Origin of the sequence: Arthrobacter sp. PvP023, from assembly GCF_017832975.1 — a bacterium.
Lineage (GTDB): Bacteria > Actinomycetota > Actinomycetes > Actinomycetales > Micrococcaceae > Arthrobacter.
Genome location: NZ_JAFIBI010000001.1, coordinates 2,522,873 through 2,538,461, shown reverse-complemented (window position 1 = coordinate 2,538,461; position 15,589 = coordinate 2,522,873). Strand labels below are relative to the sequence as shown.

The 15,589-nt window shown below is 65.1% G+C and carries 13 protein-coding genes; 4 read left to right on the top strand and 9 right to left on the bottom strand.

Going from position 1 to position 15,589, the window contains the following annotated elements:
* The first annotated feature begins 77 nt into the window (after positions 1-77).
* Positions 78-680: a DUF3043 domain-containing protein gene (locus tag JOE31_RS11710; RefSeq protein ID WP_011692064.1), complete on the top strand. Its 603-nt coding sequence runs from the start codon at positions 78-80 to the stop codon at positions 678-680.
* Positions 681-760: 80 nt separating this feature from the next.
* On the opposite strand, the gene JOE31_RS11705 is transcribed toward JOE31_RS11710, so the two are convergent.
* The gene (locus JOE31_RS11705; protein WP_209744556.1) at positions 761-1,834 is read right to left on the bottom strand and encodes a quinone-dependent dihydroorotate dehydrogenase; all 1,074 of its coding nucleotides are present in this window, start codon (positions 1,832-1,834) and stop codon (positions 761-763) included.
* Positions 1,835-1,960: 126 nt separating this feature from the next.
* Here JOE31_RS11705 and JOE31_RS11700 point away from each other — a divergent pair, with 126 nt between their 5' ends.
* Positions 1,961-2,971, top strand: coding sequence for an alpha/beta hydrolase (locus JOE31_RS11700; protein WP_209744553.1), 1,011 nt, complete (start codon positions 1,961-1,963; stop codon positions 2,969-2,971).
* Positions 2,968-4,053, top strand: a complete 1,086-nt coding sequence (locus JOE31_RS11695; RefSeq protein WP_209744550.1) for an alpha/beta hydrolase — start codon at positions 2,968-2,970, stop codon at positions 4,051-4,053. The genes JOE31_RS11700 and JOE31_RS11695 overlap by 4 nt, the downstream gene beginning before the upstream one ends.
* 7 nt (positions 4,054-4,060) lie before the next feature.
* Here JOE31_RS11695 and JOE31_RS11690 read toward each other — a convergent pair whose 3' ends face one another.
* From JOE31_RS11690 to leuA, 3 genes are all read right to left on the bottom strand, one after another.
* Positions 4,061-4,921 carry an isoprenyl transferase gene (locus JOE31_RS11690; RefSeq protein WP_209744548.1) on the bottom strand — a complete coding sequence of 287 codons (861 nt, stop codon included), beginning with the start codon at positions 4,919-4,921 and terminating at the stop codon, positions 4,061-4,063.
* 2 nt (positions 4,922-4,923) lie between these two features.
* The gene (recO, locus tag JOE31_RS11685; RefSeq protein ID WP_307864408.1) at positions 4,924-5,679 is read right to left on the bottom strand and encodes a DNA repair protein RecO; all 756 of its coding nucleotides are present in this window, start codon (positions 5,677-5,679) and stop codon (positions 4,924-4,926) included.
* Between the two features lie 93 nt (positions 5,680-5,772).
* Positions 5,773-7,512 (bottom strand): 2-isopropylmalate synthase, encoded by a 1,740-nt coding sequence (leuA, locus tag JOE31_RS11680; protein ID WP_209744543.1) that lies wholly within the window; start codon positions 7,510-7,512, stop codon positions 5,773-5,775.
* A gap of 254 nt (positions 7,513-7,766) precedes the next feature.
* On the opposite strand from leuA, the gene JOE31_RS11675 reads away from it, so the two are divergent.
* The gene (locus tag JOE31_RS11675; protein WP_209744541.1) at positions 7,767-9,719 is read left to right on the top strand and encodes a M13-type metalloendopeptidase; all 1,953 of its coding nucleotides are present in this window, start codon (positions 7,767-7,769) and stop codon (positions 9,717-9,719) included.
* Between the two features lie 80 nt (positions 9,720-9,799).
* On the opposite strand, the gene JOE31_RS11670 is transcribed toward JOE31_RS11675, so the two are convergent.
* From JOE31_RS11670 to JOE31_RS11650, 5 genes are all read right to left on the bottom strand, one after another.
* Positions 9,800-11,374: an LCP family protein gene (locus tag JOE31_RS11670; protein ID WP_209744539.1), complete on the bottom strand. Its 1,575-nt coding sequence runs from the start codon at positions 11,372-11,374 to the stop codon at positions 9,800-9,802.
* Positions 11,375-11,526: 152 nt separating this feature from the next.
* Positions 11,527-12,483 (bottom strand): GTPase Era, encoded by a 957-nt coding sequence (era, locus tag JOE31_RS11665; protein WP_209744537.1) that lies wholly within the window; start codon positions 12,481-12,483, stop codon positions 11,527-11,529.
* A complete protein-coding gene (locus tag JOE31_RS11660) occupies positions 12,467-13,810 on the bottom strand; it encodes a hemolysin family protein (protein ID WP_209744535.1) in 1,344 nt (447 codons plus the stop codon). Before JOE31_RS11660 ends, era begins: the two co-directional genes overlap by 17 nt.
* Positions 13,807-14,280: an rRNA maturation RNase YbeY gene (ybeY, locus tag JOE31_RS11655; RefSeq protein ID WP_011692075.1), complete on the bottom strand. Its 474-nt coding sequence runs from the start codon at positions 14,278-14,280 to the stop codon at positions 13,807-13,809. The genes JOE31_RS11660 and ybeY overlap by 4 nt, the downstream gene beginning before the upstream one ends.
* Positions 14,277-15,365 carry a PhoH family protein gene (locus JOE31_RS11650; protein WP_209744532.1) on the bottom strand — a complete coding sequence of 363 codons (1,089 nt, stop codon included), beginning with the start codon at positions 15,363-15,365 and terminating at the stop codon, positions 14,277-14,279. The genes ybeY and JOE31_RS11650 overlap by 4 nt, the downstream gene beginning before the upstream one ends.
* Positions 15,366-15,589 lie beyond the last annotated feature (224 nt).

Here is a 15,589-nt window from a genome sequence, read left to right as displayed (position 1 = left end):
CGGCTCCCCCGGTTCGCCGCCGCCTGACCCGCGCGACACATGAAATTCCGCCTCCCCGTGCAGGGTATTCTTTAGGGGTGTTTGGACGTAAAAAAGAAGCGCCAACGGCGCAGGACGTAGTTGACCAGCAGGCAGCCGAGGCCTTGGCCCGGCAGGACGCAGCCCTCGGCAAGGGCGCGCCCACGCCCAAGCGCAAAGCACAGGAAGCCGCGCGGAAGCGTCCCCTGGTGCCGGAAGACCGAAAGGCCTCCAAGGCAGCCGAGCGGGCGGCCGTGCAGGAACAGCGGATCAAGATGCGCCAGGCCCTGGACACGGGCGACGAAAAGTTCCTGCCCCTTCGGGACAAGGGCCCGCAGAAGCGCTACGCACGCGATTACGTGGATGCCCGCTTCAGCCTGGGCGAGTACCTGATGTTCGGTGCCTTGTTGTTCGTGGTCATCTCGCTGCTGGTCCCTTCCACCAGCGAAGCGATGATCTACGTCCTGGGCGGCTTCTGGGTGATGTTCCTGGCCGTTTTTGTTGACGTCTTCATCCTGTCCCGCAAGCTGCGCAAGCGCCTCACGGAGAAGTTTGGCGAGGTGGAACGCGGAACTGTCTGGTACGGGTCCATGCGCTCACTCCAGTTCCGCCGCCTGCGCCTTCCCAAGCCGCTCGTCAAGCGCGGAGAATTCCCCGCCTAATCAAGGCAATAAGAAGCCCCCGGCAGTTCACCAACTGCCGGGGGCTTCTTTGTCGTCGGGCGCTTTCGCGGAAATGCCGGTTACCGGCGGGAGGGGTGTTTGGCCAGCTGCCGGTTGATCCGCGCGGCCCAGAACGGACCCTCATACAGGAACGCCGTGTAGCCCTGCACCAGGGTGGCACCGGCATCGAGCCGTTCCTGGACATCCCTGGCGTCCTCCACTCCGCCGACGGACACGAGCGTGAGCGAGCCGCCGGTTGCGTCCTTGAGGCGGCGCAGCACTTCCAGGGACCGTGCCTTCAGCGGGGCCCCGGAGAGGCCGCCGGGCCCGCAGTCCCGGATTTTTGCCGGATCGGAGGTGAGCCCCTCCCGGCCGATCGTGGTGTTGGTGGCGATGATTCCGTCCAGCTTGAGGTCCAGGGCGAGTTTCGCAACATCGTCAATGTCCTCGTCCGTGAGGTCCGGGGCGATCTTAACCAGCAGCGGAACGTGCCTGCCGGCGGCCTTGTCCGCTTCCTCTCCCACCGCTTTGAGCAGGGGGCGGAGGGTTTCGACGTTCTGGAGCAGGCGGAGACCCGGCGTGTTGGGTGAACTGACGTTGACCACGAGGTAATCGGCTGCCGGTGCAAGGCTCCGGGCGCTGACCAGGTAGTCGCTGGCTGCGTCCTCGAGCTCCACCACCTTGCTCTTGCCGATGTTGACGCCGATCACCGGACGGACCCCCGGGTGGCGGCGCTGCAAGGCGGCCCGCGCGGACTTCAGCCGGGGGGCCACGGCGGTGGCGCCGTCGTTGTTGAATCCCATCCGGTTGATAACTGCCTTGTCCTCGACGAGGCGGAAGAGCCGCGGCTTTTCGTTCCCGGGCTGGGCCTGCCCGGTGATGGTGCCGACCTCCACGTGGCCGAACCCGAGTTCGGTCAGCGCTTCAATGCCGTGCCCTTCCTTGTCAAAGCCTGCGGCGAGCCCGAAGGGTGAAGGAAAGGTAATGCCGAAGGCAGTGGTCTGGAGCGACGGCGCCGGTGCCGTGAATTTGGCGAGCACCCTGCCCGCCCCTGAGCTGTGGGCCAGCCTGATGGCACGGAAGCCGATCTTGTGGGCGCGTTCGGCGTCCATCCATGAAAAGGCCAGGCGAAAGAAGGTGGGATATACGCGCATGAGTCCAGTTTTCCGGTTCAGGCTCCGCAGACCAAACCGGCGCGCACGCCGGCGGGCGGTGTGACGCGCTTCGCGGGCACGGCCGGTGTATTCGCCGCTGAAGCAAGCGTTGTCTAGGCTGATCAAATGGAGTGGCACACAGATATCCTGGGTGACGATTTTGAAGCCTGTACCTACCAGGCCACAGGCGGCGACGGCGTGGAGCGCACGGCTACCCTTGTGCGCCACGTTCCCCAAGGCGAGGCTGACGGGCCGGGCGGTTCCGGACCCCGGCCCCTCCCCCGCCGCGCCATTCTCTTCCTGCACGGCTGGAGCGATTACTTCTTTAACGTGGAGCTCGCCCGGTTCTGGTCAGGGAAGGGATTCGAGTTCTTTGCCCTCGATATGCACAACCACGGGCGGAGCCTGCAGGCCGACACCCATGGCGGCTACGTGGCCGACCTCGATGACTACGACGCCGAAATCAGCAAGGCAATTGACATCATCGGCTCCCTCTGGCCGGAGCACGCCGGCAAGCCGCCGCTGACCTTGATGGGACACTCCACCGGCGGCCTCATCGCCGCACTGTGGGTGAGCCGTCATCCGGGAGTGGCTTCCCAGCTGGTCCTCAACAGCCCCTGGCTGGAAATGCACGGCAGTTCACTGGTCCGGCGTGCCGCCAGGTCCATGGTGGGACCGCTGGCACGGTACCGTCCGGAGGCTGTGCTGCGGCTGCCGGAGCGCGGCTTCTATTGGCGGAGCATCAGCAGCGAGGCTGAGGGTGAGTGGACCCTGGACAACAAGTACCGGCCGCCCCTGGCTTTTCCCGTGCGGGCCGGCTGGCTCAGTGCGGTCCTGGCCGGGCATTCCCGGGTGGCCCGCGGACTGCGGATCGACATCCCCATCCTGGTGCTCCTGTCCGGAGCCAGCGCGAACGGCATGTTCTGGACCGAGGCGATGCGACGGACCGACGCCGTGCTGGACGTGAACACGATCGCCATCCGGGCCATGGCCCTCGGCCGGACGGTCACCCTTGAAAGGATCGACGGCGCCCTCCACGACGTCTTCCTGTCTCCGCCCCACGTCCGGGCGGACGCATACGCGCGGCTGAACCGCTGGATCAGGGGCTACGTCCTGGACGACGGCGGCGAGGAGTGAAAGCGGCGGAGCCGGAGGCACCTTCCTGGCAGCCTGATCGGCTCGGGGAAGGGTTCGAGACCCTGGAGCTGCCCCTGGCCGACGACGATGAAGGCATGGTGTGTGCCACGCTGGTCCGGTACGTCCCGGCGGTTACGGCCGGTCCGCCGGCCTTCCTCTCGGCGCTGCGCAATACGGTCTTCCGGACCCTGGAGTGGCCGGCCACGGACGGCCGGGAACCCGACGGTGCAGCCCGCCCCGGAGTAGTCCTCTACCTTCACGGCTGGGCGGATTACTTCCTGCAGTCCGAACTTGCCAGGTATGTCGGTGCGCACGGACTCCACTTCTATGCGCTGGACCTCCGCAAGTACGGCCGGAGCCTGCGCGACTGGCAGACGCCCGGCTACACCACGGACCTGGGCGTCTACGATGAGGACATTTCGGCCGCGATCGAGGCAATCAGGGCGGACGTGGCAGGACGTACCGGCCTGGCCACGGATCCCGCGGTCCACATGCTGGCACATTCACTGGGCGGGTTGATCGGGGCACTCTGGGCGGACCGGCACCCGGCCGCGCTCGAGACACTGATCCTCAACGCGCCATGGCTGGAGCTCCAGGGCAGCAGCCTGATCCGGAACATTGCCATGCATCTCGTGGAACCGATCGCACGCACGGACCCGCGTCGGCCGTTCCGTTTTCCGGAAATGCCGGGCTATTGGCAGAGCGTCAGCGATCAGGCCCACGGCGAGTGGTTCCTGGATCCGCAGTGGCGCCCGACGGCGTCGTTCCCTATCCGTGCGGGCTGGACCCGGGCCGTCCTTGCCGGGCATGCAGCCGTGGAACGGCGCCTGGACATCGCGGCGCCGGTTCTGGTGATGCTCTCGGACCGCACCAGAATCCAAGCTGAGTGGTCTGAAGAGCTGATGGTCGCGGACGCTGTGATCGACGTGGAACAGACCGCGCGCCGGGCGCTGGGCCTGGGTCGCCGGACGTCCGTGTTCCGCTACCCCCGGGCGATCCACGACGTTTTCCTTTCACGCCGGGAGGTGCGGCAGGAAGCCTACCGCGACCTGGTGGACTGGCTCAGTTCGCATCCGGGCTGACCGCTTATCAGGACTCCACGGACTCCACCGGCCGGGATGCGTCCTCCGGGCCGGGCCGGGCAGCATCCACGGCCCCGCCATACCGGCGGTCCCGCCCGGCATAGATTTCGACGGCGTCCCACAAGGTGCGGCGATCGACGTCGGGCCAGAGCGTGTCCATGAAGACAAACTCCGCATAGGCCGACTGCCACAGCATGAAGTTGGAGAGACGCTGCTCGCCGGAACTGCGGAGGAAGAGGTCGACGTCGGGAAGGTCCGGCTCGTCCAGGTACTTCTGGATGGTCTTTTCGGTGATCGAACCCGGCTTGAGCCTGCCGGCCGCGACGTCTTCGGCAATGGCCGAGACGGCATCCGCAATTTCGGCACGGCCGCCGTAGTTAACACACATGGTCAACGTGCACGTGCTGTTGGCCCGGGTGTACTCCTCCGCCTCTTCCAGTTCACGGATCACCGAACCCCACAGCCTGGGCCGGCGTCCCGACCAACGGATCCGCACGCCCCACTCGTCCAGCTGGTTCCGCTGGCGTCTTAGCACGTCTTTGTTAAATCCCATCAGGAAGCGGACTTCCTCCGGGGACCGCCGCCAGTTCTCCGTAGAGAAGGCGTATACCGTGACGTACTTGATGCCCAGCTCAATGGCGCCCGCGACGACATCCAGCAGCGCCGGCTCCCCCGCTTTATGGCCCTCGATCCGGGGCAGCCCGCGCTGGTTGGCCCAGCGGCCGTTGCCGTCCATGACGATCGCCACATGCTGCGGGATGAATTCCGCGGGTATCGACGGCGGCACGGCCCCGGAGCTGTGCGGATACGGCGCAATCACAGGCTCTGTCCGTTGCCGGACGGGGGTTTTCTTCTTTCCAAGGGCCACTGTCAGCTACGCTCCACGTGTTTGAGTGATTTCAGCACCCGTTCAAGATGCCATTGCAGATAGCTGGCCACCAAACCGGCAGCCTCCCGCCGGTGAAGCGCCAGGGACGCATCCGCGGTCGTCCAGTCCCCTGTCAGCAGTGCCCCGAGCAGGAAGACTGTTTCCGCCGCGGGTGCAGGTGATCCCGGCGGACGGCAATTGCTGCACACCATGCCGCCCAGCGGCGCCGAAAAGGCCGTGTGCGGACCGGGCGCGCCGCAGCGGGCGCACACCGTGAAGCTCGGCGCCCACCCCCCGGTGGCCAGTGCACGCAGGAGGTAGGAGTCGAGGATGAGTTCAGGGGTGTGCTCGCCCCGGCTGAGCGAGGCAAGGGCTCCCACCAGCAGGTTGTACTGCGCGGTTCCGGCCTCGCCGTCCACATCCGTGAGCTTCTCGGCGGTCTCCGTCATGGCCGCCGCCACCGTATAGCGGCCGTAGTCGGCCGCGATGTTGCCGCCGTAGGCACCCTTGGCCACCGCCTGGGTCACGACGTCCAATGTCCGCCCGGAAATTAGCTGCAGGTCCGCCACCATAAAAGGTTCCAGGCGGGCGCCGAAGCGGCTGCTGGTGCGGCGCACTCCCTTGGCCACCGCACGGACCTGGCCATGGTGTTTCGTCAGCAGCGTGATGATCCGGTCCGCTTCGCCCAGCTTGTGGGTACGCAGCACCACGGCATCGTCACGGTACGCGCGGGCAGAAAAGGAGGATTGTTGGGCCACAGTTAATCTTCGCACTGACCTTCAGGAAAACGCGGCTGCTGCGCCCCCGGAGTGGTCCGGAGGCGCAGCGCGCCAGTGGTTCGGCTGATTGGCCTAGGCCTGCGCGTCCCGGATGGCACGGTTGACGGCCGAAATGACGGCCTTCAGCGAGGACGTGGTGGTGTTGGAATCAATACCCACGCCCCACAGGACCCGCTCGCCGACAGCGCATTCAACGTACGCGGCCGCACGGGCGTTGCCGCCTTCAGAGAGCGCGTGTTCGCTATAGTCCAGGACGCGTACGTCCACGCCGTCCTGGCCGAGGATCGACAGCAGCGCCGCGATCGGCCCGTTGCCGGAGCCGGTGCGGCGGACCTGGACGCCGTCCACGGTGACCGTCGCATGCAAGGTCATGGCGCCGTCGTCGTCCGTTTCGGTGCTGAACGAGCCCAGCGAATAGCGGCCCCACTGGCCGGCCTCCTTGCTGGAGGGCAGGTATTCGTCCTGGAAGATCTGCCAGAGCTGGGCGCCGCTGACCTCGCCGCCCACGGTGTCCGTCCGCTTCTGGATGACACCGGAGAATTCGATCTGTGCGCGGCGCGGCAGGTCCAGGCTGTGCTCGTTCTTCAGCAGGTAGGCCACGCCGCCCTTACCGGACTGCGAGTTGACCCGGATGACGGCTTCGTAGCTGCGCCCCAGGTCCTTGGGGTCGACCGGCAGGTACGGAACCTGCCAGGTGTAGTCGGCCACATCCTTGCCGGCCGCAGCCGCATCCTTTTCGAGCGCTTCGAAGCCCTTCTTGATGGCATCCTGGTGCGAGCCGGAGAACGCCGTGAAGACGAGGTCGCCGCCATACGGCGAACGCTCCGCCACCGGCAGCTGGTTGCAGTACTCCACGGTGCGGCGGACGTCGTCGATGTCGGAGAAATCAATCATGGGGTCGATGCCCTGGACGAACATGTTCAGCCCCAGCGTCACCAGGTCCACGTTTCCGGTCCGCTCGCCGTTTCCGAACAGGCAGCCCTCAATCCGGTCCGCCCCGGCGAGGTAGCCGAGCTCGGCCGCGGCAACACCGGTGCCGCGGTCGTTGTGCGGGTGCAGCGAGAGGATGATGCCCTCGCGGGGGTGCAGGTGGCGGCTCATCCATTCGATGGAATCGGCGTAAACATTGGGGGTGGCCATCTCCACGGTGGCCGGCAGGTTGATGATGACCTGGCTGTCAGCCGAAGCTTCAAAGATATCGGCCACGGCGTTGCAGACGCGGACAGCGTATTCGAGTTCCGTACCGGTAAAGGATTCCGGTGAGTACTCGTAGGTGATGTGGGTGTCCGCCAGTGTTTCCTCGTACTTCTTGCACAGCCGGGCGCCCTGGAGTGCAATGTCCAGGATGCCGTCCTCGTCCTGGTTGAACACCACGCGGCGCTGCAGGACCGACGTCGAGTTGTAGAGGTGCACGATGGCCTGCTTGGCGCCGACCAGGGACTCGTACGTCCGCTCGATCAGGTGCTCGCGGGCCTGCGTCAGCACCTGGATGGTGACGTCGTCCGGAATGTGGTTGCCTTCAATCAACTGACGGACAAAGTCGAAGTCAGTCTGCGAGGCGGAGGGGAAGCCCACCTCGATTTCCTTGTAACCCATGCGGACCAGCAGGTCGAACATCTTCATCTTGCGGGCCGGGCTCATGGGGTCGATCAGGGCCTGGTTGCCGTCCCTGAGGTCCACGGCGCACCAGCGCGGGGCCTTGGTGATGACTTTGTCCGGCCACGTCCGGTCAGGCAGTTCAACGGTGATCTGGTCCTGGAACGGCATGTAGCGGTGGACGGGCATTCCGGAGGGCTTCTGTGCGTTTCGCATTACTATCGGGGCCTTTTCTGTGGTTCCTGTGTGAAAGGTGGCCGGGCAACACAAACTCCGCGACGAGGATTGGCCTTGCGCTAGATCGCGTCTGAGGCCTCGCCGCGGCAGCTAAGAAGAAGCAGTTCTGCGCGCACCATTTCACAGTAACACGGGTGCGTAAGATGAAGGAGCAACACCTCCAGCAACGTCCACTATGCAGACGCTGCCACCGGTGCCAGCGCCGGAGGCAGCCTTCACCTGAAGGAGCACTTGTGCCAAACTCGGGGATCGACCTGTCCAATATCGACCACACCGTGCGGCCGCAGGATGACCTGTACCAGCACATCAACGGCGCGTGGCTGAAGAGCACGATCATCCCGGACGACCGCCCCCTTGAAGGCACTTTCACCGCCTTGCGGGACGGCTCCGAGCTGGCGGTCAGGGAAATCATCGAAGAAGCCGCCGGACGCGGCGAAGAAGCCACCGGCATCGAACAGAAGGTCGGGGATCTTTACAACAGCTTCATGGATGAAGCCGCGGTAGAAGCCAAAGGCCTGGAACCCATCCGGGAACGGCTCGCCTCCGTCTACGCCACGAAGTCCGCGGCGGACGTCATCGAACTGGCCGGAAAACTCTTCCGTTCGGACGTATCGGGGCTTTTCTACATCTACCCGGCACCCGACGCGGGTAATCCGGACAGGATCCTGCTGTACACCGGCCAGGGAGGACTCGGGCTGCCCGATGAGTCGTACTACCGCGAAGAGAAGTTCGCCCCCATGGTGGCCGCCTACCGGGACCATGTCCGGACCATGCTCGGCCTCGCCGGAACCGCGGACCTGGATGCCGCCGCGGAACGCGTGGTCCGGCTGGAGACGGCCCTTGCCGCCCATCACTGGGACAACGTGACCCTGCGGGATCCGCAAAAGACCTACAACCTCAAGACCGCCGAGGAGGCACGCGAGCTGTTCCCGCTGCTTGATGCCTGGTTCGAGGCCGCCGACATCGTGCCGGACAAGCGCCAGGAACTGGTGGTGAGCACGCCTGACTTCTTCGCCGGGGCAGCCGGCCTGCTCGACTCCGAGCCGCTGGCGGCCTGGCAGGACTGGCTGGCCATGCGCGTCGTCGGCTCTGCCGCCCCGTACCTGTCGTCCGAATTCGTGGACGCGAACTTCGCGTTCTACGGCACCACCATTAGCGGCACCCCGCGCAACAAGGACCGCTGGAAGCGCGGCGTCGCCGTCGTCGAGGCCGCGCTGGGCGAAGCGGTGGGCCAGATCTACGTCTCCCGGCACTTTCCCGAGACCCATAAAGCCCGGATGCAGACACTCGTCGCCAACCTCATCGAGGCCTACCGGCAAAGCATCACCGGGCTGGCCTGGATGGGCGAGGACACGAAGCTCGAAGCCCTCAAGAAGCTCGAAGCATTCCGGGCCAAAATCGGCTACCCGGATGAGTGGATCGACTACTCCGCGGTGGAAATAGACCCCGCCGATCTCCTCGGAAACGTTGAACGGGCCCACAATGCCGACGTGGACCGGCACTTGGATGAAGTGGGCAAACCCGTCGACAAGAACAAGTGGCTGATGACGCCGCAGACCGTCAACGCCTATTACCACCCGCTGCTGAACGAGATCGTGTTCCCGGCAGCAATCCTGCAGGCCCCGTTCTTCACCGCGGACGCCGACGACGCCGTCAACTATGGCGGCATCGGCGCCGTCATCGGCCACGAAATCGGGCACGGCTTCGATGACCAGGGCTCACAGTTCGACGGCGGAGGCGCCCTGCGCAACTGGTGGACCGAGGATGACCGGACTGCGTTCGAAGCCCTGACGTCCAAGCTGGTGGCGCAGTTCGATGCCTTGTCGCCTACTGCGGCCCCCGGCCACCATGTCAACGGCAAGCTCACCCTCGGCGAAAACATCGGCGACCTGGGCGGGCTCACCATCGCGTACAAGGCCTACCTGATCAGCCTTGACGGTGCGGAGCCGCCGGTTTTGGACGGCCTCACCGGACCGCAGCGGTTCTTCGCCTCCTGGGCAGCCGGCTGGCGTCAGGTGATCCGCAACGAGGAGGCAATCCGGCGGCTCGCTACCGACCCGCACTCCCCCAACGAGTTCCGCACCAACGCCATCGCCAAGAACCTGGACGCCTTCCATGAAGCGTTCGGTGTGGCGGAGCAGGACGGCATGTGGATGCCCGCGGAGGACCGCGTTAGCATCTGGTGATCCTAGGCCTGCAGAGAGACCAGCGGGGCCGGCCACACACAGTGGCCGGCCCCGCATTTTATCCGTCAATGCGGCCGCCGCTAGCGGACGATCATTTCAGGATTCGCCTGCTGGCAGACGGTGTCGCCGGCCGTCTGGTTGACGATGTCGGACGGGAGCGGCGCAGAGTCCATTTTTGTTCCAGACATGAAATCGGTGCCGAGGTAGACCTGGACCCCGCTGACGCCCGTCGCCGGGAGAACCTGCGTGGCGGGTATTTCCAGCAATGCTGCGACGTCCGCCGCCACGTCCTCGAAACCGGGTCCGTAATAGACCGCCGTCTTCGCGACAGGCTGCGCCACGAGCGGGGCAACCTGCGTGAAGCCGCCGGCGATGATCGCCTGGGTGATCTCCTGGGTCCGCGCCGGAACACCCGTTCCATTCGCCACGGTCACCGGCTGCAGCGCCTTATCGTAGGGCGGCAGCGGCGTTTCGGTCGGCGTCGATGGCGTGGGGGCGGGAGCAGATTCGCTCGGCTCCGCCGTGGGGCTCGGGGTGGCTGTCGGGTCGGTTAGGTCTACATCCTTGCGCAGCGCGGCGAAAAGCTGCGATGCGGCCGGCTCGGCAACGGTGAGCCGGTTGGGATCAGTGGGAGCAGGCGTCGTTGGCACGGCCACGAACGCCACCTTGCCGATGTCAATGTTCTTGAGCCGGTTGCCGATGGTCAGCAGCGACGGGACGGAAGCCAGTCCATCGTCCACCGTAAGGTTCTGGGTGACGACGTCAGCAATCTTGAGCATCTTCTGGGGGTCCGACAGCGTGCCGTCATCCTTGATCTTGCGCGTCAGGGACGACAGGAAGCCCTGCTGCGCCTTGATGCGGCCCAGGTCACCGCCGTCCGCGAAGGCATGCCTGGTCCGCAGGTAGGCCAGCGCCTGCTCGCCCTGCACCTGCGAGTTTCCGGCGGGGAGGCGGAGCCGGGAATCGGGGTCGTAGACGGCGTCACTGACGCAGACTTCCACGCCGCCCACAGCGTTGGAAAGTTCCTTGACCGCGTTGAAGTCCGCCATCATGAAGTGGTCGATTTCCAGCCCCGTGATTTTGTTCACCGTGTCCACGGCGCAGCCGATGCCGGCCTCTTTCATGGCTTCGTTGATCATCACGCCGCTTCGGGCCGGGAACACCTGCTTGGTCTTCTGGTCCGTGCATTCGGGAATGTCCACCAGCAGGTCGCGCGGGAAGCTGATGACACTGACACGCTTGTTGTCCGCCGAGATGTCCATCATCATCATGACGTCCGACTGGCCGTAGCCTGTGGAGTCCTCGGCCGTGCCGTAGTCGGAATTCTTGCCGTCGCGGGTGTCCGAGCCCAGGATCAGGATCTGCATCCGGTCCTTGGAGTCGTTGACGGGATCTTCGGTGCGGCTGCTGCCTGCACCGAGTGGAGCTTTGCTGATGTTCATCTGCAAACGGATGACCCAGAAGGCGGCGAAAGCGAGAGCGCCCACCAGGACGAGGGCCACAACAGCTGTGGTCACCTTGAACCACACGGGCTTGACGCGCATTGCGCCGAGGTGCCGGGCGGGGCCCATGTCCTTCGTGTCCGAATGCCTGGCAGCGGCGTCGGACGCTGGCGAACCAAAGCCTTGTCCGGGAGTGTCTCGGCGTCGCACCACGTGGTGTTACCTTCCTCTATAAAACGGGGTCCGGTCCATTTTAGTGGCCCTGGCTGGGAAAACGCCCGATGGGCGGGCGCAGGCGGGCGTCGGGATGGGCCGTCTGGTCCGGCGGCGGCAACCCGGGACGCAGCCCGGCGCCCCGGTGCGGGCTAGAAACCGAGCTTCACCAGCTGCTTGGGGTCGCGTTGCCAGTCCTTGGCCACCTTGACATGCAGGTCGAGGTAGATCCGGGTCCCGAGGAGGGCTTCGATGCCCTTGCGGGCGTTAGTGCCGACTTCCCGCAGCCGGGCGCCGCCCTTACCGATGATGATGGCTTTCTGGGAGGGGCGCTCCACGTAGAGATTGACCCTGACGTCAAGGAACGGGCTGTCCTCGGGCCGGCCCTCCCGGGGAACGATCTCCTCCACCACAACGGCCAGGGAGTGCGGAAGCTCGTCCCGGACACCCTCCAGTGCAGCCTCACGGATGAGTTCGGCCACCATGACGGCTTCGGGCTCATCCGTCAGGTGCCCGTCGGGGTACAGCGGCTGCGACGGCGGCATGTGGCTGATGAGGACGTCCGCGACAGTAGACACCTGGAAGCCGTCCGTGGCCGACACGGGAACGATGTCCTTCCAGCCCTCCTCGCCAAGGACTTCGCGGCCCAGGGCAGCAACGGCGAGCAGCTGTTCGGTCAGTGCCTGACGGTCCACCAGGTCAGCCTTGGTCACGATGGCGATGATCGGCTTTTTGCCGACCGCGGCCAGCTGGGCGGCGATAAAGCGGTCGCCGGGGCCGATCTTTTCGTTGGCCGGAAGGCAGAAACCGATGGCGTCCACTTCGGAGAGGGTGTCCGCCACGAGGTCGTTGAGGCGCTTGCCGAGCAGCGTCCGCGGCCGGTGCAGACCGGGGGTATCCACGAGGATCAGCTGGGCGTCGTCCCGATGGACGATGCCACGGATCGTGTGGCGCGTCGTCTGGGGCTTGGCAGAGGTGATGGCCACCTTCTTGCCCACCAAGGCGTTCGTCAGCGTGGACTTACCGGCGTTCGGCCTGCCCACAAGGATCGAAAATCCGGCCCGGAAGCCGCCAAAGGCGTCGTCGTCCGCTTTATTCTGCTTGCTCACGTGGAACTCCCTGTTGCGTTGTTTCGGCCTCGTCGAGTAGGTCTTCAAGGTCAGTTTGTTCTGGAACGGCGCCCTTTGCAACGGGCGCCGCGATGATGTGGCTGACCCTGTTGCGGCGGCCTTCCAGGCGTTCCGCCCGCAGCGAGATCCCGTCCACCTCTACGGTGCTGCCGACGATGGGAACCCTGCCGAGGGCCTTGGCGAGCAGGCCGCCGACGGTGTCCACTTCGTCGTCGTCGAGTTCCACATCGAAAAGCTCACCGAGATCGTCGATGCCCATCCGGGCACTGACCCGGTAGCTGCCGTTGCCAAGGGCCACGGCCTCGGCACTCTCGGTGTCGTATTCATCCACGATCTCGCCGACGATTTCCTCGATCAGGTCTTCGAGGGTGACAAGGCCGGCAGTTCCGCCGTACTCGTCGATCACAATGGCCACATGCGTGGATTCCTTCTGCAGTTCGCGAAGCAGGTCGCTGACCTGCTTGGACTCCGGCACGTAGCGGACTTCGCGGGCAAGGTCATCCACGATGGGGGGTTCCTCGCCGGGGCCGAGACCGTGCAGCGCCGCGGCGACATCCTTAAGGTAGATAATGCCCAGAATCTGATCCGTGTTGTCCCGGATCACGGGGATCCGGGAGTAGCCGGACCGCAGGAACAGGGACATGGCCCGGTGCAGGCTCGAGCCGGCATCGATGCTCAGGATGTCCGTGCGGGGCACCATCACCGCCCGGACCAGGGTGTCGCCGAAGTCGAACACGGACTGGATCAGTTCGGCTTCGTTGTCCTCGATCATGTCCGATTCGGTGGCACGGTCCACGAGCTCGCGGAACTCTTCCTCGCTGAAGGAGGCTTCATCGCCGGCGCGTGCGCCCGGCGCCACGACGCTGCCCAGCGCAACCAGCCAGCCCGGAATAGGGCCCAGCACCCAGCACAGGAAACGGATGATCGGCGCACTGAACCTGACGACGCCGGCGGCGTGGGCACGGCCCAGCTGCCGCGGTGACACCCCCACGATCACGAAGCCCACGAGGGCCATGATTCCGGTGGCGGCGAGGCCGGCGAGCCAGACACTGTCCAGCAGGCTGTGCAGAAGGACGGCGACCGCCACTGCAGAGGCCATTTCGAACCAGATCCGCCAGAACCTCAGGGACCGCATGTGCGCGACCGGCTGGTCCAGGATGCGCTTGAGGGCCTGGCCGTCGCTTCGAAGCACGGCTTCTTCGGCGTCGTGGCGGGGAAGAAAATTAAACGCGGACTCGGCCGCTGTCAGCAGGGCGGCGAAACTGAGAAAGACCAGCGCCATGCCAACAAGGATCAGTGGGGTCACTGCATCGTCTCAGACGGGGCTTCTTTACCGGTGAAGCCCTCCAGCAGTTCCCGCTGCAGGCCGAACATCTCTTCTTTTTCCTCGGGATCGGCGTGGTCGTAACCCAGCAGGTGCAGGATTCCGTGGGTGGTGAGCAGCAGCATCTCGTCCTGGGTGGAATGCCCGGCGTTGCGTGCCTGGACTTCCGCCACCTGAGGGCACACGGCGATATCGCCGAGCATGCCCTGCGGCGTCGGCTTGTCCGGTGTGCCCGGAGTCAATTCGTCCATGGGAACCGACAGGACGTCGGTGGCCCCCGGCTCGTCCATAAGTTCCAGGTGCAGTTTCTCCATGGCGGGTTCGTCCACCAGGAGGATGGACAGTTCAGCCTGGGGGTGGATGTACAGGCGTTCGAACACAAACCGGGCCAGGGCAACCAGCTGGGCTTCGTCCACCGTGACGCCTGATTCGTTGTTTACTTCGATGCTCATGCGTGCTCTCCCCGCTTCTCCCGGGTCACGGAATGCTTCACCCGGTTCCTCTGTGCCTCGTCCCAGATGCCGTACGCATTGACGATGTCGCCCACCAGCCGGTGGCGGACCACGTCAGAGGCATCCAGAACGCTGAAGTTCACGTCCTCAATTCCCTGCAGGATCTCTTCCACGATCCGGAGGCCGGAGCGGGTGCCGAAGGGCAGGTCCACTTGGGTGACATCCCCGGTGACCACCATTTTGGAGCCGAATCCAAGCCGGGTCAGGAACATCTTCATCTGCTCTGGTGTGGTGTTCTGGGCCTCGTCGAGGATGATGAAGGCATCGTTGAGGGTTCGGCCGCGCATATAGGCCAGTGGAGCTACTTCGATGGTGCCTGCCGCCATGAGACGGGGAATGGACTCCGGGTCCATCATGTCGTGCAGGGCATCGTACAGGGGACGCAGGTAGGGATCGATCTTGTCACTGAGCGTCCCGGGCAGGAAGCCCAGCCGTTCGCCGGCCTCCACCGCGGGCCTGGTGAGGATGATGCGGCTGACTTCCTTCTGCTGCAGTGCCTGGACTGCCTTCGCCATGGCGAGGAACGTCTTGCCCGTACCGGCGGGACCGATTCCGAAGATCACCGTGTTGGCGTCAATGGCATCCACGTAGTTCTTCTGGTTCAGCGTCTTGGGCCGGATCGTCTTGCCGCGGCTCGAGAGGATGTTGTACGTCAGTACCTCAACCGGGTTTTGGAGTGACTGGCTCCGGAGCAGGGCTGCGAGCTGTTGGAGTACCGCAGGTGTAATGACAGTTCCCCGGTCAACGAGGCCGCGCACTTCGTGCAGCAACCGCATGATCCTGGGAACGTCGGCGGCGGGGCCGCTGATGGCCAGCTCGTTGCCGCGGACATGGAAGTCCACGGCCGGAAACTGCTCTTCGATGAAACGCAGCGCCTCATCGTGGCTGCCGAGCGACTGAACCATCTGTTCGGAGTTGTCGAAGATGACCACCTCCGTCCGGACACCGGGAAGACTATGGGGAAATTCACCTGTGGTGCGCTCTCCGGCGCTGAACCGGGGCCTTCCGTTTGTTGCTTCAGTCATGGTGCCGGCCTGCGGGCCTCTGGTCCCCTCCAGTTAGGAATATTGTCTCTCCGGCCGATTACTTCGCCGCCGCTGCTGCGGCATCGGGCTTCCGTGCTCGGCCGAGTCCTTTTATCTTACGCCAGTACGCTGCCCGGGAGCCGCGGACCGTGGAGGTACGCCGGCCGGGTGCAACCGTTTCGTTGCGCGTTTACGTCATTAGGTATCAACTTCGTATCGGCCTC

Coding starts and splice junctions, on each gene's coding strand:
- JOE31_RS11705 (WP_209744556.1), bottom strand. CDS start 1,834: ATGCGCGTATATCCCACCTTCTTTCGCCTGGCCTTTTCATGGATGGAC.
- JOE31_RS11700 (WP_209744553.1), top strand. CDS start 1,961: ATGGAGTGGCACACAGATATCCTGGGTGACGATTTTGAAGCCTGTACC.
- leuA (WP_209744543.1), bottom strand. CDS start 7,512: ATGCGAAACGCACAGAAGCCCTCCGGAATGCCCGTCCACCGCTACATG.
- ybeY (WP_011692075.1), bottom strand. CDS start 14,280: ATGAGCATCGAAGTAAACAACGAATCAGGCGTCACGGTGGACGAAGCC.
- JOE31_RS11650 (WP_209744532.1), bottom strand. CDS start 15,365: ATGACTGAAGCAACAAACGGAAGGCCCCGGTTCAGCGCCGGAGAGCGC.